The sequence below is a fragment of the Micromonospora sp. NPDC005553 genome (genome assembly GCF_042871765.1).
Classification (GTDB): domain Bacteria; phylum Actinomycetota; class Actinomycetes; order Mycobacteriales; family Micromonosporaceae; genus Micromonospora.
Genome location: NZ_JBIAJD010000001.1, coordinates 1,471,263 through 1,488,407, shown reverse-complemented (window position 1 = coordinate 1,488,407; position 17,145 = coordinate 1,471,263). Strand labels below are relative to the sequence as shown.

12 protein-coding genes and 1 tRNA gene are annotated in these 17,145 nt (G+C 73.6%); 4 read left to right on the top strand and 9 right to left on the bottom strand.

Features of this window, described 5'->3' with window-relative positions; translation table 11 throughout:
* Nucleotides 1–150: 150 nt before the first annotated feature.
* Nucleotides 151–1,038 carry a phosphatase PAP2 family protein gene (locus ACFYPG_RS06625; protein WP_355008390.1) on the top strand — a complete coding sequence of 296 codons (888 nt, stop codon included), beginning with the start codon at nucleotides 151–153 and terminating at the stop codon, nucleotides 1,036–1,038.
* Nucleotides 1,039–1,074: 36 nt separating this feature from the next.
* Here ACFYPG_RS06625 and ACFYPG_RS06620 read toward each other — a convergent pair whose 3' ends face one another.
* Both ACFYPG_RS06620 and ACFYPG_RS06615 read right to left on the bottom strand, forming a co-directional pair.
* Nucleotides 1,075–1,938 carry a DUF1028 domain-containing protein gene (locus tag ACFYPG_RS06620; protein ID WP_355008389.1) on the bottom strand — a complete coding sequence of 288 codons (864 nt, stop codon included), beginning with the start codon at nucleotides 1,936–1,938 and terminating at the stop codon, nucleotides 1,075–1,077.
* A gap of 47 nt (nucleotides 1,939–1,985) precedes the next feature.
* A complete protein-coding gene (locus ACFYPG_RS06615; RefSeq protein WP_387350726.1) occupies nucleotides 1,986–3,206 on the bottom strand; it encodes a low temperature requirement protein A in 1,221 nt (406 codons plus the stop codon).
* Nucleotides 3,207–3,360: 154 nt separating this feature from the next.
* Between ACFYPG_RS06615 and ACFYPG_RS06610 the strand changes: the two genes are divergently transcribed.
* A complete protein-coding gene (locus ACFYPG_RS06610) occupies nucleotides 3,361–4,344 on the top strand; it encodes an LLM class F420-dependent oxidoreductase (RefSeq protein ID WP_387350909.1) in 984 nt (327 codons plus the stop codon).
* A complete protein-coding gene (locus ACFYPG_RS06605) occupies nucleotides 4,341–5,132 on the top strand; it encodes an SDR family oxidoreductase (protein WP_387350725.1) in 792 nt (263 codons plus the stop codon). The genes ACFYPG_RS06610 and ACFYPG_RS06605 overlap by 4 nt, the downstream gene beginning before the upstream one ends.
* A gap of 4 nt (nucleotides 5,133–5,136) precedes the next feature.
* On the opposite strand, the gene ACFYPG_RS06600 is transcribed toward ACFYPG_RS06605, so the two are convergent.
* The 6 genes from ACFYPG_RS06600 to ACFYPG_RS06575 form a co-directional block, all read right to left on the bottom strand.
* On the bottom strand, nucleotides 5,137–5,940 hold the full coding sequence (locus ACFYPG_RS06600; RefSeq protein WP_387350724.1) for a class I SAM-dependent methyltransferase: 804 nt from the start codon (nucleotides 5,938–5,940) through the stop codon (nucleotides 5,137–5,139).
* A gap of 148 nt (nucleotides 5,941–6,088) precedes the next feature.
* The gene (locus tag ACFYPG_RS06595; RefSeq protein ID WP_387350723.1) at nucleotides 6,089–8,446 is read right to left on the bottom strand and encodes a transglutaminaseTgpA domain-containing protein; all 2,358 of its coding nucleotides are present in this window, start codon (nucleotides 8,444–8,446) and stop codon (nucleotides 6,089–6,091) included.
* Nucleotides 8,440–9,612 carry a DUF58 domain-containing protein gene (locus tag ACFYPG_RS06590; protein ID WP_387350722.1) on the bottom strand — a complete coding sequence of 391 codons (1,173 nt, stop codon included), beginning with the start codon at nucleotides 9,610–9,612 and terminating at the stop codon, nucleotides 8,440–8,442. Before ACFYPG_RS06590 ends, ACFYPG_RS06595 begins: the two co-directional genes overlap by 7 nt.
* A 14-nt stretch (nucleotides 9,613–9,626) precedes the next feature.
* Nucleotides 9,627–10,622 (bottom strand): MoxR family ATPase, encoded by a 996-nt coding sequence (locus tag ACFYPG_RS06585; RefSeq protein WP_355008383.1) that lies wholly within the window; start codon nucleotides 10,620–10,622, stop codon nucleotides 9,627–9,629.
* Nucleotides 10,623–10,649: 27 nt separating this feature from the next.
* Nucleotides 10,650–13,265: a fibronectin type III domain-containing protein gene (locus ACFYPG_RS06580; protein ID WP_355008382.1), complete on the bottom strand. Its 2,616-nt coding sequence runs from the start codon at nucleotides 13,263–13,265 to the stop codon at nucleotides 10,650–10,652.
* A gap of 193 nt (nucleotides 13,266–13,458) precedes the next feature.
* The gene (locus ACFYPG_RS06575; protein ID WP_387350720.1) at nucleotides 13,459–16,122 is read right to left on the bottom strand and encodes a tetratricopeptide repeat protein; all 2,664 of its coding nucleotides are present in this window, start codon (nucleotides 16,120–16,122) and stop codon (nucleotides 13,459–13,461) included.
* Between the two features lie 231 nt (nucleotides 16,123–16,353).
* On the opposite strand from ACFYPG_RS06575, the gene ACFYPG_RS06570 reads away from it, so the two are divergent.
* Nucleotides 16,354–16,437 (top strand) — tRNA-Leu (locus ACFYPG_RS06570).
* A gap of 7 nt (nucleotides 16,438–16,444) precedes the next feature.
* On the opposite strand, the gene ACFYPG_RS06565 is transcribed toward ACFYPG_RS06570, so the two are convergent.
* Nucleotides 16,445–17,116, bottom strand: a complete 672-nt coding sequence (locus tag ACFYPG_RS06565; protein ID WP_387350718.1) for a zinc ribbon domain-containing protein — start codon at nucleotides 17,114–17,116, stop codon at nucleotides 16,445–16,447.
* Nucleotides 17,117–17,145 lie beyond the last annotated feature (29 nt).

The window sequence follows — 17,145 nt, the reverse complement described above, 5'->3', positions numbered from 1 at the left end:
CGTCGCCTTCACCCTGCTCCGGGCCGGGTTCGGTCGGGCCGCTGTCGCGCTCGGGTACTCCGCTCACCACCGCCTCCTCGCCTCCGGCACAACCTAACCGGCGAATGGTGGCGGGCCACCGGTCGGACCGCTGACACCTGCCGCTACGGTGTGCGGATGCGCGCGACGGCACGGGGTTGGACCGCGGTCTGGTTGGTCGTACTGGCCCTCGTCCAGGCGGCCGCCTTCCTCGCCGTGTGGCGGGTGGCCGTGCACTCCGAGATAGGTCAGTGGGTGGACACGGTCGCCCTCACCGGCAACCGGATCGGGCAGGACACCATCGACGGTCCCGTCGACAAGATCCTCAACGCGATGTCGGTGGTCTCGCTGCTGGCCGCCACCGCGACGATCGGGTTCATCGCGCTGATCCGGGGGCGGATCGCCCTGGCGATCACCGCGACCCTGCTGATCGCCGGAGCCAACGTCACCACCCAGTTGCTCAAGTACGGGCTGAACCGGCCCGACTACGGTGTCGACCCGGAGCGCGCCGCGGTGGGCAACAGCCTCCCGAGCGGGCACGCCACAGTGGCCGCCTCGGTGGCGGTCGCGCTGATGCTCGTGCTGCCGCGCAAGGTGCGAGCCGTCGGTGCCTTCATCGGTGCCGGGTACGCCGCCGTCGCCGGAGTCGCCACCCTCTCCGCCGGCTGGCACCGACCCAGCGACGCCGCCGCCGCGTACCTGGTGGTGGGTGTGTGGGCGGCGTTGGCCGGGTTGCTGCTGCTGGTCACTCAACGGGAGCAGGCCGAGATCGCCCCCGGCGACGCGCACCGGGTCGCGGCGCTCGTGCTCGGGCTCGGTGGTGCGCTCGCCCTGGTGGCCTGCGGGCTCGCCCTGTCCTGGTTGCTCGACCTGCGCGACATCGGGCCGGAGGAGCTGGCCCGCCGTCCCCTGTTCGTCGGGTACGCGGGCAGCGCCGCCGGGATCGCCGGCACGATGGCGGTGGTGATGGCGTTGGCGCTCACCGTCGTGCACCGGCTGGTGCCCCGGGTCAAGGGCTGAGCCAGCCGGCGTAGACACCTGGGCGGCGGAGCGGGGTCAGCTCGCGGCGCGGGGTGCGGGGACGTGCGGGGCGACACCGCGCAGATGGGTGAGCACCACCGGGTCGATGCGGCCCGGCACCAGCCGCTCCTCCAGGTTCTCCAACCCGGCCCAGGAGATCAACGCCGCTTCCGTGCCGTCTTCGTGCACCCTGTGGCCCAGCGCGCCGAGCAACGCCGCCACCTCGGCGGCGACCGCGCCGCTCAGGTCGAGCAGGGTGGCCGGGTCGGGTCGGCCGAACAGCATGGTGTGCACAGTGAGCAGCCGGCCCAGCTCGGCGACCGGGTCCGGGTGGTCGTCCACGCGCAGGTCGACCACCACATCGCTGGTGCCGCCGTACCCGCCGCCGCGCTCGACCACCAGCAGACCGGCGCTCTGCCGGCCCCGCCTGTCGCCGCCAGCCTCGTCGCCGGCCCGCAGCGCGGCGACGAGCCGCTCGGCGAACGGCAGCGCCGCTCCCGCCTGCCAGGCCGCGCCGAGAGCGTCGACGACCTCCGGCCCGGTGAGGATGTTGCCCTGTGCGGCCCAACCGTCGCCGGCCCGCCCGCCGGCCCACGGATGGCAGGCCGGCCCGGTCCAGGTGGCACCCGCACCGGTGGCCCCCACGACGCCGAGTTGGCGGTGCTCCCGCTCGGGGTCGGCGGCGATCAGCCCGGCCACCACGTCGGCGGGGGCCACCCCGGTGCGCAGCAGGGTGAGGCCCTGCGGGCGGTAGGCGAGGTTGACGTGGGCCTGGGTGGCCAGCGCACCGACCTCGGCGGCGGCGGCCGGGACCAACGCCCCGGCGGCGAGGAACTTGCTGGCGACGGCGACGCCGTGCAGGCGGCCGTCGGCAGAGCGGGCGACGAGGGAGAAGGTCACCGGCCGAGATTAGCCTTCCGCGCCGCCGTGACGCGGGCACGCGAGGCTCAGAACGGTGGCGCGGCGGCCTCCGGTGGGGCGCCGTAGGCCCGACGGGCGTCGGCCACCGCGACAGCGGCCAGCACCACCGCTCCGACCGCTGTCGCGGCCACCCCGGGCAGGTGCCGCAGCGGCACGGCCGACGCCAGCAGCACCAGGAGGGCGATCCACCGGGACGGGGAGACCCGTGCGAACACCTCGTACTCCAGGCGGGAACGCCCGGCCAGGAACAGGACCGGACCGCCGAGCACCATGACCAGCCACGGCCCGGGGATCCGCTCCAGCGGACTCTCGATGATCAGCTCGTATCCGACAGCTGTGGAAGCGAGACCGATCACCATCACCAGGTGGGTGTCGGCAGCGGAACGGCCGATGTTGGCGGGGTGCCGGGCCTTCATCACCGCCTCGCCCAGGATCCGCCCGGCCCGCTGCACGTAGATCCGCCACAGCATGATCGAGGTGGCCAGCGCCAGCGCGAACGCCCACGCGTGCCCGGTCTCGTACGGGCCCTTGCTGTACGCGAAACCGGCCACCAGGATCGTCTCGCCCAGCGCGACGAGGAAGAACTGCTGGTACCGCTCGGCCAGGTGCTCGCCGGCGATCTCCCACTTCGAGATTGTCGAGCGGCCCAGGCCGGGCACCGGCCAACCACAGCGGGCCGCCAGGTACTCGAACGCCAGCGCCGCCGACCAGAGCGCCACCTGCCCGTTGGTGCCCAGCATCGCGCCGCCGATCCAGAGCACCCCGCTCAGCGCGAAGATCACCGACATCCGCACCTTCAGCCGGCGGTACGGGTGCGGGCCCAGCGCGATCGACAGGATCACCGGCCGGGTCACCTGCGCGATCACGTACGCCACCGCGAACATCAGCGCGGTCTCGCTGAACGCCCGGGGGATCGCGACCCCCATCAGCATGCTGCACACCAATGCGGTGATCACCACGGTCTGCAACGGCACCCGGTAGGGGTCGTAGCGGCTGGTCGTCCACGCGGTGCCCTGCCAGACCGCCCAGAGCGCGAGCAGCAACAGCAGTGTCTTGCCGCTGCCGGTGACCGCCTCCCAGATGTACTTCCGACCCGACTCCTCGGTCAGGTCCTCGAACGCGCGCGCCGAGATCCGGGTGAGCGCGAAGACGAACACCAGATCGAAGAAGAGCTCCAGGAAGGTGGCCCGGCCCGGTGTGGCCGCCCCGGGGACCGGCTCCAGGTGTCCTGCCGCCCTGAAACCCATGGTCAGCGGCCTGCGCCGTCGGTCCGGTCCACCTCGAAGTGGTAGCACTTTCCACCGCCACGCACGGTCGGAAACCGGCGATTCTGCCCAACCCGGGGATCTTGCTCGGGCCCGCGTCAACGGGCACGATCGACCGGTGACGAATCGATGGGGCATGACGGTGCCGCTGAGCGGGATCGCGCTGGCGCAGCACGACGCGGCCTACGCGGCCCTCGACCGGGCCGGGTTCACCGACGTCTGGTCGTCAGAGGTCGCCGGTACCGACGCGTTCACCCCGCTGGCGCTCGCCGCGGCCTGGCAGCCGGGGCTGCGGCTCGGCACCGCGATCACACCGGTCTTCACCCGAGGCCCCGGTCTGCTGGCGATGAGCGCGGCGGCGCTGGCCGAGGCCGCGCCGGGCCGGTTCTCGCTCGGCATCGGCGCGTCCTCACCCGTGCTCGTCCGGGACTGGAACGCCGTGCCGTTCGACGAGCCGTTCCGCCGCACCCGCGACGTGCTGCGGTTCCTGCGCGCCGCGCTGGCCGGCGAAACCGTCGACGATGCCTACGACACGTTCACCATCCGCCGGTTCACGCTGGAAGCACCACCGGCGACGCCACCACCGATCCTGCTCGCCGCGCTGCGCCCGGGGATGCTCCGGCTGGCCGGCGCGGAAGCCGACGGGGTCATCCTCAACTGGCTCAGCGCCGACGACGTGCCGCGCGCCCTCGCCGAGCTGGGCGAGCGCCGCACCGGCTTCGAGGTCGCCGCCCGGATCTTCGTCTGCCCCACCGAGGACACCGCGTACGCCCGGGCGCTGGGCCGTCGGCTCATCACCAGCTACCTCACCGTCGGGGCGTACGCCGAGTTCCACCGTTGGCTCGGCCGCGACGAGACGCTCGCGCCCATGTGGGCGGCCTGGGCCGCCGGTGACCGGCGCGGGGCCAACGCGGCAGTACCCGACGAGGTGGTCGACGCGCTGGTGCTGCACGGTTCACCGGAGCGGTGCCGCGCCGAGGTGCACCGCTACGCCGACAACGGGGTGGACGTACCGGTCATGGCGCTGCTGCCCACCCCCGAGGTCACCGACGGCGGCGCGAGCGCGCTGCTCAGCCTCATCGCCCGCTTGGGCACCAACGTCGTGGAGGCGTCCGCGTGAACCTCACCGACCGGATCGTGGTGGTCACCGGCGGGGCCGGCGGCATCGGCGCGGCCCTGTCGCGCCGATTCGTCGCCGAGGGGGCCGCCGCCGTGGTGGTCGCCGACCTGGACGCCGACGCGGCCCGCGCGGTGGCCGAAGGCATCGGCCCGGTCGCGCACGCCCGCGCCCTCGACGTCACCGACGAGGAGCAGGTCCGCGCGCTGGTCGCCGACACCGAGCAACGGTACGGCCGGATCGACCTGTTCTGCGCCAACGCGGGGGTGACCACCGGCGGGGGAGTGGAGGTCGACGACGCCGGTTGGGACCGCGCCTGGCGGGTCAACGTGCTCGCCCACGTCTACTCGGCCCGCGCGGTGCTGCCCGGAATGCTCGCCCGGGGCGGCGGGCACCTGCTGCACACCTGCTCGGCGGCGGGTGTGCTGACGGCTGTGGGCGACGCCCCGTACACCGCGACGAAGCACGCCTCGGTGGGGTTCGCCGAGTGGCTGGCCATCACCTACCGGGACCGGGGCATCCGGGTCAGCGCACTCTGCCCACAGGGGGTGGACACCCCGATGCTCGCCGACGGGCTCGCCGACGCTCACCTGGGCGCCCGGGTGGTCGCCGCGTCCGGTGCGGTGCTCACCCCGGACCAGGTCGCCGACGCGGCCGTCGCCGGGCTGGCCGAGGAACGTTTCCTGATCCTGCCGCACCCCGAGGTCGCCGACTACGCGCGACGTCGCGCCGAGGACCCGGACGGCTGGCAGGCCGGCATGCGCAAACTCATCCGCCGGCTGACCACCTGACCCGCTACCGCGCTGGAACGCGCCCGACGGCCAGAAGGTGGGCGCTGGAGCTGATCAGCGCCGGCTCGCTGCTGTAGAGCCGGGCCAGGTCCAACGCCGCGGCGAAGACGACGTCCGGCGCCGGCCCGTTCGCCGCCGCCTCCGCCGCCGTCCAGGCCGGTCCCTCCACCCCGTGTACGACGACATCGGTCAGCCCCGCGGCCGCGCACTCGTCGGTGATCTCCTCGATCCGGTGGAAGTAGGCGTGGGTGAAGCCGATCCGCGGATCGTTGACGCCGTCGCTCAGCAGCGCCCTGGCCTCGTCGAGCAGCCTCTCGTCGAGTCGTCCGGTGGCCGCGAAGTCCAACGGGCCGGCGAAGCGGGAGATGACGGCGGCCACGACGAGACCGCCGGGGCGGGTGACCCGGACCGCCTCGCTGAGGGCCTGTAGCCGGTCGGCGCGGCGTACCAGGTGGTAGAGCGGGCCCAGCAGCAGCGCGGCGTCATACCAGTCGTCGGCGTCGGGAAGCGCACGCGCGTCGCCCACCTGTGCCTCGACCGGAGGGTGCCCGTCGCGGGCCTGCGCGACGTGGCTGGGCACCAGGTCGACGAGGCGGACGTCGTAGCCGGCGTCGACGAGGGCCCGGGCGTACTCGCCGGTGCCCCCACCGATGTCCAGCACCCGGGCACCCGGACCGGGCAGGAGATCCCGCAGGAGCTGCGTCGTGCGGATCCATTCCAGTCGCGCCTGCGGGCGGGCGGTGAGCCGCTGGTCCTCGCGGTAGTGCTGCGTGTAGTAGTCGACGATGTCGCTCGAATGCTGATCCACGCTCTGATGCTGGTAGTTGGACACCCCCCGCGCCAACGTCTTTCCCGCCCCCCCCCCCGGGCCCCCCGGAGGGCCGTCGCTGACTCTGCCGTCGGTGATCAAGAAGTTTGCGTCAGAAGGAGGCCCGCTGCCGACGCAAAGCTCTTGATCACCGCGGGGAGCGGCGGGCGCGGCGCAGGGGAGTGGGGTGCACGGACCAGAGCAGGCGACGCCACCAGGGGCGGGTGGAGCGCAGGGTGGTCACGTAGGCGGTGGCCACCTCGGCGGCGCGAGCCGCCTGGTCGGGTGTTGCGGCGTCGGGGGCGAAGCCCACCCGGTTGAGCAGGGCCGCCAACTCGTCGACGGCCGGGCCGGACGGGTCCGCCGCCGCCGTGTCGCCGGTGGGCGCGACGGCGCCCGGGTCACCGACCGCGTCACCTCCGCTCCGAGCGAGACGGGCGTCGGCGAGGGTTTGGCGGGCGTGGCCGGCGACCTCGGTGGCGGCCAGGTCGTCGCCGACCGGTCTGCCGGCCAGCCGGAGCGCGTCGGTGACCTCCCGCCAGGCGCCGGCGATGCGCTGGCCGGGGTCGCCCCGCACGAGCCGGCTGCGGGTCAGCGAGCGGCGCATCGCCAGCAGGGTGAGCAGGAGCGCCCCCACCACCAGCAGCAGGCCGCCGCTGCCGCCGGCGACCAGCACCGGCGTGGAGACCCCGTCGTTGCCGGGCGGGGCGTCGGCGGCGGTCGCCGGTTCCGGTGAGGCGCTGGGCTCGGCGGTCGGTGCCGGCGCCTCCGACGGGGGCGGGTCCTCCGGCGTCGGGCGGAAGTCCTCCTCCACCGGTCGGGGCTCGTTGTCGGGGCGGGGCAGCGGGTCGAACGACACCCAGCCCAGCCCGTCGAAGAGCACCTCCGGCCAGGCGTACGCGTCACCGGCCAGCACCGGCCCCTGCCCGCTGGTCCGGAAGCCCACCACCACCCGCGTGGGCAGCCCGGAGAGCCGGCCGAGGACCGCGAAGGCCGCCGCGAACTGCTCCGAGGTGCCCTCCTGCCCGCCGCCGTTGCGGGGCCCGAACAGGAAGAAACCCAGGTTCGGGTACGCGTGCCCGCTCGGCGCGTCCGCCACCACCCGGTAGTGCTCGGCCAGGAACTGCTCGATCGCCGACGCCCGCGCGAACGGGGCACCGTTCTCCTCGGCGAGCTGGGTGGCCAGCCGGCGCATCGGGTCGGGCACCCCGTCGGCGACCCGCAGCACCCGGGCCACCTCGTCGCCGGCGGGCACGTTCGCACTGGCCAACAGATTCTGGTCGGGGCGTTCCTCGGCGGAGGTCACCGCGTACCGCAGCCCCGGCGTCAACCCCTCCGGTCGGATCAGCGTCCCGCTCGCCGGGTCGTACGCCACCCGCGCCCCACTGACCTCCCGGGGTGTCGCCACGGCGGGCAGCAGCCGACCGCTCAACTCGGCCACGCTGATCTGCTGCCGGACCGTCCGCACTGTGCTGTCGCGGGCCACGGCAGCGGCCGGCAGGATCCGCCCGGCGTTGCGGTACGTCGCGCCGACGCGCCAGGTCACCCCGTCGTAGTCGCTGAGCACCGCCAACCGGATCCGCACACTGCGCGCGGTGTCGGCTGCGGGATCGGCCTCCGGCGGGGGGCCGGCGGGCGGTGCGTCGGGGCGTTCCGTGCTCACGTCGAGGAGTTTCTGCTCCGGGTGCAGCGCCCAGCCGGAGATGCGGATCAGCGGGTTCTCGTCGAGTGTCTGCACCTGCGGCGGCTCCACGTACCGGCGCGGGTCCACCGGCCGGCCGTCGACCTGCTCGGCGACGACCGGGCCGAGCAACGCCACCAGCCCGACCACCAGTGCCACCCCGAGCGCCGCGCTGGTGGCCAGGCGCAGTCGCACCGCCGCGCGTACCCCGGGGGTCAGCTCGGCGCTCGGATCGCCGCCGCCCGCCGCGGTGCGGGTGGGGGTGGCCAGGCCGAGGGCCGCGACCGCGACGAACACCACTGTCGACCCCACCGCCGGTTCGGCGTTCGGGCCGACCACGTAGAGGGCGGCGGCGTAGAGCCCCGCCGCCGGCAGATAGCCCAGCAGCACCCGGCCGGTGCGCAGCGCCACCTCCGCGCCGGTAAGCCCGGCCAGCCAGGCGGCGACGACCGGCACCAGCACGGTGTCCGGGGTGGGCTCCACCGGGATCATCGCGGTGAGCAGCCGGGGGATGCCGTTGCGGGCGGCGTCCGCGCTGACCTCCAGCAGGCCGCCCGGCAACTCGGCGCGGGTGGCGGCCAGTCGCAGTGACCACAGTGTCCAGCCGGCCATCGCGGCCACCGACACCGGTGCCACCAACCAGGACGGCAGCCGCCGGGCGGCCACGCTGACCAGCACCGAACCCCCCGCCGCGCCGATCACCAGCCAGGTCAGCAGGTTGCCCGCGTACACCCGGCCGAGCACCACCCCGGCGAGCGCCGTCAGCCCGATCAGGGCCAGCGGCAGGACCGCCGCCCGCAGCACCCGCACGGCGAGCGTCACCACCGGCGTACCCCGTCCCACTCGGCGGCGAACTGCGCGCCGTCGGCCGCGTCGACGACCACGAGACCCGCGGTGCCCGGCGGCGTCGGCTCGGCCGCGCCGAACACCGCGACCACCACCGACGGGTACGCCCCGCGCAGCGCCCCGAGGTGCCCCAACTCGTCGCGGCCACCGGGCCCGGTCAGGAAGATCAGCGTGTCGCCGAAGCGGTCCTGCCGCAGTCGGGTGGTGGCCGCCCGCAGCGCGTCACCGTCGTCGGACAGCTCGGCGGCGGCGAGCCGGTCCAGTGGCCCGAGCGCGCCGCCGGCCTCGCCGCCGGGTGTCGTGGCCTCGGCGGGCTCGGCGGCGACCATGAGCAGCAGCACCGGCAGGTCCGCGCGGTGCGCGGCGGTGACGACCGACGCCGCCGCCTCGCAGGCCGACTCGAACGACTCCGCCACCCCGCCGACCCGCTGCGGGTGCGCGACGGAACGGTTGTCCAGCAGTACGACCAGGCGCGGCAGGCTGGTGTCCACGTTCTCCCGCACCATCAGCTCACCCACCCGGGCGCTGGTGCGCCAGTGCACCCGGCGCAGCTCGTCGCCGACCACGTACTCCCGCAACGAGTCGAACGTGATCGACCCGTGCGGGACACCGTCCACCCGACCGTCGAGGCTGCGGCCCGCGCCTCTGGGCACGGCCGTCAGCGGATGGATCCGGGGGTGCACCCAGACCGGCACCGCCGCACCGTACGGGCGGGCCAGCGCCACCAACCCCAGCGGGTCCCGGCGGGTCACCCGCAGCGGCCCGACCGGCACCACCCCACGACGGTCGGTCGGCACGTCGTAGCGGACCTCGGTGTCCCGACCGGGTCGCAGGCGCAGCACCGGCACCGGCACGCTCCGCTGGCCGCACCGGTCCTCGGCCAGCAGGTTCGCCGAGCGCAGCCGCCCGGTGTTGCGCACTGTCAACGCCATGCTCGCCGGCTCGCCACGCGCCACCCGGTCCGGGTCCGCACGGCGGGTCACCGTCAGCCGGGGCCGCCAGGCCGCGACCAGCGCGGCGTAGCCGACGGCCGCGCCGGCCGCCGCGCCGAGCAACGTCAACTCGGGGTACGCGAACCGGAAACCCGCCCCCAGCAGCACCACGGCGGCGACGAGCAGCCCGACCCCACGGGCGGTGATTCCCATCGCGCTGCTGCCGGTCAGCCCTGCACCGGAGCGGGTTGCCCCGACGGCAGCGGCACCGGCACCGAGGCGACGGCCTGGCGCAGCACCTCCGCGGGGGTCATCCCGCGCACCTGAGCGTCCGGGGTGAGCAGCAGCCGGTGGGCGAAGACCGCCTCGGCGAGCGCCTTCAGATCCTCCGGCATGATCCAGCCCCGCCCGTCGATCAGCGCGTACGCGCACGCCGCACGGGTCAACGCGATCACGCCCCGGGGGCTGACGCCGACGCGCACCTGCGGATGGGTGCGGGTGGCAGCGGCCAACCGGACCGCATACGAGTAGAGCGGCTCCGCGATGTGCACCCGGCGGGCCATCCGGACCATCTCGCCGACGGTGGCGGTGTCGGTGACCGGGGCGAGCGCCTCGGGGGACCGCACCGTCGCGCCGCGCAGCACCTCCACCTCGACGGCCTCGTCCGGGTAGCCGACGGAGAGCTTCACCAGGAAACGGTCCAACTGCGCCTCGGGCAGCCGGTAGGTGCCGTCCATCTCCACCGGGTTCTGGGTGGCGACCACCAGGAACGGCGACGGCACCGGGTGCCGGACCCCGTCCACAGTGACAGTGCGTTCCTCCATCACCTCCAGCAGCGCCGACTGGGTCTTCGGCGACGCCCGGTTGATCTCGTCGGCGATGACGATGTTGGCGAAGACCGGCCCCGGATGGAACTCGAAGTCCCGGGTCGCCTGGTTGAAGATCGTCACGCCGGACACGTCCGAGGGGAGCAGGTCGGGCGTGAACTGAATGCGCCGCCACTCACCCTTGACCGTGGCGGCGATGGCCCGTGCCAGGGTCGTCTTACCGACCCCGGGCACGTCCTCCAGCAGCACGTGACCCTGGGCGAAGAGCGCGGTCAGCGCCAGCCGCACCACCTGCGGTTTGCCGAGCACCACAGCGTTGACGTTCTCGGCCAGCCGGGCGGCCAGAGCGGCGAAGCCCTGCACCTCCGGCTGAGTGAGCGGCTCGTGGGTGTTCACGGTCGGTGGTGCTCCTCGCCTGGTGGTTCAGCAGGTGGGCAGGACCTTGATGTCATCGCCGCCCTCCAGGTTGAGCCAGGCCCAGGGGATGTAGTTCTTCCCCTTGAACTCGACCTGCACCCACCAGTTGCTCTGCTTCTGGTTGTTGTAGATCCACGAGTCGACGTTCTCGCCCGACTTCTTGCAGTACGCCTTCAGCCGGGTGCCGGGTTTCGCCCAGCCGGCCTGCTGGTCGTTGTCCTGCCGGGTGACCTTGAAGACCTCGTTGCCGTTGCGGCCGTCAACTTCCTTGTCGCAATAGGTCCGTTGGTCACCGTCTGGTCCGTTGTTGCAGGTCGCGATGCCGAACAGCGCCTGGGTGGCCTGCGCCTTCTTCGCGGTGCCCTTGCCGGCGGCGTTGCTCGCGGTCACCGTGAACGTGTAGGTGGTGCCCGGCGTCAGGCCCGTCATCGTGATGCTGGAGCACGCCCCGGCCTTCGCCGGTTCGCCAGTCGTGGTCAGCGTGCAGGTGGCCTGACCGCCACCGGCGTCCACTGTGAACGTGACAGTCGCCCCGGTGGCCGTCGACGACGACCCGGTCACCGTGACCCGTGGCTCGGCCACCGTGCGGGCGGTGGCGGTGGCCTCCGGGCCCGGCCCCGCCTCGTTGACCGCCTTCACCTTCACCGTGACGTTCTGGCCGTTGCCCAGCCCGGTGACGGTCGTGCGGGTGTCGGTCACCTCGCTGACCCGCCCACCGACGTCCACCAGGTACTTCGTCACCGGCCGACCGTTGGCCTCGGCCGGCGCCCACTGCACCGTCACCGCGCCCGGCTGGTTGGCTACCGTGCCGGCGCGCAGGTCGAGCGGCCGACCGGGCGCCGCGAACGGCACCACTGTGTTGCTGACCGGCGACGCCGCCGACCCGGCGCCCTTGCTGTTGACCGCCACCACCGTGAACGCGTACTGGGTGCCGAACTCCAGGTCACCGGCGGGCACCACCAGCTCCGTCCTGGTCGACTCACCGGCCGGCGCGTTCGTCCCCGCCGAACTGGCCGTCACCGCGTACCTCGCGATGGTGTTGCCCTGCCCGTTCGCCGCCGGCCACTTGACGAGCACCGTGCCGTCCGGCCGTTCCTGCGCCGTGACGCTCGCGGGTGGGTCGGGCACCGCCGCCGTCGGCGTCACCGGGTTGCTGTTGCGCGGCGGGCCGTCGCCCTTGGCGTTGACGGCGTGCACAGCGAACCGGTACGTCTCGCCGTTGGTCAGACCCTTGACCTCCACCGCCCGCTGGTTCGCGCCCACCTCCAGGCGTTGCCCGGCGCCCTGCACCACGTACTTGATGATCTCTGCGCCGTTGGCGGCGGCCGGGCGCCAACTCACCCGCGCCTGGGCGTTGCCGGCGGCGGCGGTGACGCTGCGCGGCGCGCTCGGCTTGCCCACCCGCGGCTTCTTCGGCGGAGGCGGCGGCGGGGGAACCGGCGGCGGGTCACCGCCGAGCACGTCGTTGGCGTACTTGTTGACCTCGCGCACCTGGTGCTTGTCGTCCACCACCCGGGCGGTCGCCGAGTCGGGGGAGTTGATGAACAGGTGGTTCTCCCGGACCTCCAGCTCCAGCGGCCCGTTGGCCCGCCCACGGATGGTCTCGACCAGCTGGCCCGCCGCGTCGAAGGAGTAAATGGTGCCGGTGGCCTCGTCGGCGCAGTAGACCCGGTTCGCCCAGGCCACCGCCGGGCTGAGCCGGTCCCCCTCACCCGGCACGGTGAACGCGCTCTCCTGCCCACCGTCACCCACCAGCAGCACCCGCCGGTCGGCGGTCACCGTGACCGGCACCCGTGGGCCGCTGGTGCGCGCGGGCAGCGCCGCCGGGCCGGACAGCGTCAGCGCCGTCGGGTGCACCTCACCGCGCTGCACCCGCACCAGCTTTCCGGCAGTCCGGTCGAGCACCGCCACCCCGTCGTCCAGGGTGGAGACCACCAGCTCGTGGCTGGCGTCGGCGACGTCGTACGACTCGACCCGCTGCGGGCTGAGCCCGGCGCTGGCTGTCGCCGGCGCGGACGGCAGCTTGGCCGCGGTGATCGCCGAGACCGTGCCCTGGCTGGGCACCGCGATCCAGAGTCGACCCTTACCGTCGAAGGTGCCGCCCGTGATGCCCGGCGGATAGCGCACCGGCTCGCCGACCGGGGTCAACGATCGCGGGTCGAGCTGCCGGACGATGCCCTGCACGGCGTCGACGACGAACGCCGCGTCCTCGTGCAGGGCCACACTGACGCCCAGGCCGGGGGTGGTCCGGGTGGTCGCGCTGAGCTGGAGGGTGGCCAGATCCAGGGAACTGACCTGCCCGCTCTGAAGGTCCCGCAGGATCAGCAGCCGGTCGGTCTGGGTGATCTGCATCCGATGCTGCCGGGCACCCGGGATCTCCGTGCGGGTGTCCACCCGGGCGGTGACCCCGTTGACCCGGGCCAGCTCGCTGCGCGCCGTGCTCCACAGCCAGGAACTCGCGTCGTAGTTGGCCACCGCGTTGTCCGCCGCGCCCAACCCGAGGACGGTCAGCCCCATGGCGGCCAACAGCGCCGCCACCGTGCCGACGGTCACCAGCCCTCCGCGCAGCCGGGACCGGGAGCGGGGGGCCTCGGACTGTACGGCGTCGTCGATGCTGGCCACAGCCGGCTGCCTCCCCTGAGTCGTGGCAGGTGGCGCGCCTTCCGGCGACCCCTCCCCTGAGCCGGGTGCCATCATATGGCGCTGGTGGTGGCGGGGGAACCCGCACCGTCACCCCTGTGGATACCGAGAGTGTGCGTTGTGGACGTCCAGCTCAGCCCGGTTCCCGCTCGACTCGGCGCGGTTTCGGCGCGACTCAGCGCGGCGACGCCCGGCCGGAGGGCTCCCCGCTCGACGTGGCTCCGCGCTCCCGCGCGGTGCAAACCTGTCCGGAAGTCGCAAAGCTGTCAGTGGAGTAGACCGCCAACACGGTGAAACAGTGATCCACTCGGGAGTTCAACCCGTTGACCGTGTAGCTGGTCCGGCCCGGGTCCACGGTGGCCATCACGCCCAGGGCCTGCCCGGCCCGACCCGCGGCGACCATGAACGGCACCGCGCCGCCGGTCGGGTCCGTCCAGGTCAACGTGATAGTGGTCGAATCGTCCCGCAGCTTGAGATCGCCCGGCGGAAGCCCAGCCGCCGTCGGTGCCGCCGCCGTCGGCGCGGTACCGGTCGGCGGCGGATCGTCGCGGGTCAGCATCACCACACCCAGGCCCGCCACCGCCACGACGGCCACCCCGGCCGCCACGACCGCGCCGACCAGCGCCGCCCGGTTGCGGCCCGTCGACCCACTGTCATCGGCGTACGCCGGCCGGTACGCGTCCGGAACCGGGTGGTACTGCTGACCCGGGTACGGCGTCTGGTGCTGGTGCTGGTCCTGTGCCGGGTACGGCGTCTGGGGCGGCTGGTGGTGGTACTGCTGAACCGGCGGCGGTGCGGCTGGCGGTGCCAGCGCCGGGTCGGCGCCGACGGACGGGGGCCAAGCCGGCTGCGCAGCGGGGCTCGGCTGCGCGGCGATGGGGCCTGCCTCAGCGATGCCCGGGTTCGCCTGGGTGCCTTCTCGGTGAGTTGGCGCGGCGGTGGGATGCGGTTGGGCGGCCGTGAGGTTCGCCTGTGCGGCGGCGGGGTTCGCCTGTGCGGCGGCGGGCCAGCCCGGACTGGTGTCCACCCCGGCCGGGCCGCGCTGCGACGGTACGGACGGCAACACCACGGTCTGGTCGGACAGCGCACCAGGAACCCGCTGAGTCGGCGTCACCGGGGCGTCGAGGATGCCCAGGCCAGAGTCGACGTCCGCGCCGGTACCGCCCGCGTCCATCATGGTCTGCCCAACCACCGGGGCCTGCCCGGTGGTGACTGTCTGCGCAGCCGTAGTGCTCTGGGTGGGGGAGTCGGCACCTGGAGTTGGCAGGGGCTGCGGTGGGGCGCTGCTGCTCCAGGGCGGCGCGGTCAACCCCCAGGGCGGTACGGGTGGTGCGCTCACCGGAGGCGCGGAGACGGGCGGCCCGAAACCGGGCGGCGCGGACACGGGGTAGGTGTGCCCGGGTGGAGCGGATACGGGTGGGCCGTAGCCGGGTGGTGCGGACACGGGTTGGGCGTGCCCGGGTGGTGCGGACACTGGTTGGGCGTAGCCGGGTGGTGCGGACACCGGATAGGTGTGCCCGGGGGGTCCGGACACTGGTTGGGCGTAGCCGGGCGGTGCGGAGACCGGGTAGGTGTGACCGGGTGCTGCGGACACGGGTGGGCCGTAGCCGGGCGGTGCGGAGACAGGGTATGGGTGGGCCGGCGGTCCCGAGACCGGGTACGGCTGGCTGGGGGGCGCGGAGATCGGAGACGGGGTCACCGGCGGTGCGCTGATGGGCTGGGCAGGTGGTTCGCTCACCGGGTACGCCGGCCCTGGTTGGCCGACGGTCGGGGAGGGGCTGCCCGATGATGTCGCCTCCGCGCCGGACACGTTGTGCGATTCGCTCGCCGTGGTTGGCCGGGCGGCGGCTCGGGCGGCTTCCTCGGCGAGCAGCGGCTCGATCTGGCGTACCCGGATGGTGGGGTTGTCCCAGCGAGGTGCCGGCACCGCCGGTGTCGCCGGCGGGGTCGTCGACGCCGGGGCGGTTGGGTTCGGGACGGTTGGGGTCGACGCCGGGGGTGGCACGTCCGCCACCGGCGGGGTCGCGTGACCGCCCACTCGTTGGCGTGGTGCCACGGTCGGCCCGGACGGCGCTCGGTCTGGTGACCGCTGCTCGGCCGGCGTCGACGGAGATGCCGGCTGAACGGGCGTCGCCCGAGGGGCTGGCACCGGTGCCGGGGTGGCGTGGCCGGGCGACGGGGGTGTGGCGGGTGCGCGTACCGCCGGAGGGGTTTGTTGGGGTGCGGCCGGCGGTTGCGGCGCCCACTGTGAGACGGCGGGCGGCGGGCCGTCGGCGGAGGGCCGCATCGCGGCGAGGGTCGCCAGCGACAGGGTCGGGCCGGACAGCGCCGACCGGGCGCCCGGCTCGGTCACCGGGGCGGCCGAGACAGCATCAGGCGTCGGCGCGGGGTGCTGCTCGCCCGGGGGCGGCGGGGGTGGGCCGAGGTAGTCGCGGGCTGCGCGTACCGCCGGGTGGTTCTCCCCCAGCGCGGCGGGCCCGGCGGTGGCGACGCGGGTGTAGTTGCGGCGGGCCTCGTGCCGGTTGCCGAGCTCCTCGGCCACCTCGGCGAGTTCGAAGGCGAGGGCGAGCATCAGCGGGTCGGAGTGCTGCCAGCGCCGCTCGCCCGCCGCGAACGCCTCCTCCAACACCCGGCGGGCGGCGAGCGGATCGTCCCCCTCCCGGTGCAGCCGTGCCAGCAGGTGCGCGGTGTGCAGCACCTCGGGATGGTCGTCACCGTACGGCGGGGGAGCGGATTCGACGACCTCCGCGAGCAGTTGCCGGGCGGCGCTGAGGTCGCCCGCGGCGCGCAGAGCGAGGGCTCGGTGCTGGGCGCCTGCCAGGGGGGAGGGATGGGACACGTGGCAATGCTGCCGTCACAGGGCCGCCGGACGCTACCCGGACACGCCCCGACGGTGTGTCGGTGCGGCCGTTCTGGGCGGCTTGAGCAGCGGCGGAAGCGCCAGGGGAGAGGCGCCGGAAGGCGATGTGCATGATCCACGAGTGCCGTGTACAGTAACTCCCCGTGCGGCCCGCTGTGCTGACCACCGGATGAAAGATCATCTGGTCGGCAAGGTAGGCTGAACGTGTAGGTCCGGGTGGCGGAATGGCAGACGCGCTAGCTTGAGGTGCTAGTACCCGTATAGGGTGTGGGGGTTCAAGTCCCCCCTCGGACACAAATCATTACCCCACGGTGTGCGCTGAGATCGATTGCAGCGCGCACCTTTTGCGTATCGGTCTGTAGGTGAGTCGGAGTCCGATTTGCCGGTAGACCTCGGCTTTGTCGGCGGGGTTGGCGTCGCGCAGCACGGTGACGATGTTCCCGAGGGCGTGAACCAGCGCGGTGATTTCTGCCTGGGTCATCCGGCGTGGTGCGGCGGAGGTCCCCGTGTGCAGCTCGGTTTCGGCTTGGGTCCGTTCAGCTTGTGTCTGGGCTATCCAGTTGCTGACGATCGAGGGGTCGGCTCCGGCGTCCAGAGCCGCTCGGTAGCGGCGAAGTTTCGTGTCGCATTCGTTGATGGTCGCGCGGGCGGCGGTGATGGCGGGGGTTGGGTGGTCGCCTAGCTGGGCGTCTGCCATCGCGGTGATCGTGTTCTCGATGTGGTCGGGGTGGAATGCGGTAGCGAGCCAGGTGTCGAGTGGGTCGGTGAGGGTCTCCTCGCGGAGGTAGACGTTGCGGGGATGGGAGACGTCGTTGGCGAGGGCGTATTCCTGGAGGAAGCGGCAGCGGTAGTAGGCGGCGCCGTGGTTGTACTGGCCCTGCATCCGTCGGTTGCAGGCGGCGCAGTAGATCAGGCCGCGGAAGACGTACGGGTTGCGGGCGCGGCGTTGCCGTTGCGGGAGGTCCAGACCCAACCGGTGTCGTGCGAGCAGGGTCTGCGCCT

What these genes read in the sequence shown, in the direction of transcription:
- ACFYPG_RS06590 (WP_387350722.1), bottom strand. Translation starts at nt 9,612, where the DNA reads ATGGGAATCACCGCCCGTGGGGTCGGGCTGCTCGTCGCCGCCGTGGTG.
- ACFYPG_RS06610 (WP_387350909.1), top strand. Translation starts at nt 3,361, where the DNA reads ATGACGGTGCCGCTGAGCGGGATCGCGCTGGCGCAGCACGACGCGGCC.
- ACFYPG_RS06615 (WP_387350726.1), bottom strand. Translation starts at nt 3,206, where the DNA reads ATGGGTTTCAGGGCGGCAGGACACCTGGAGCCGGTCCCCGGGGCGGCC.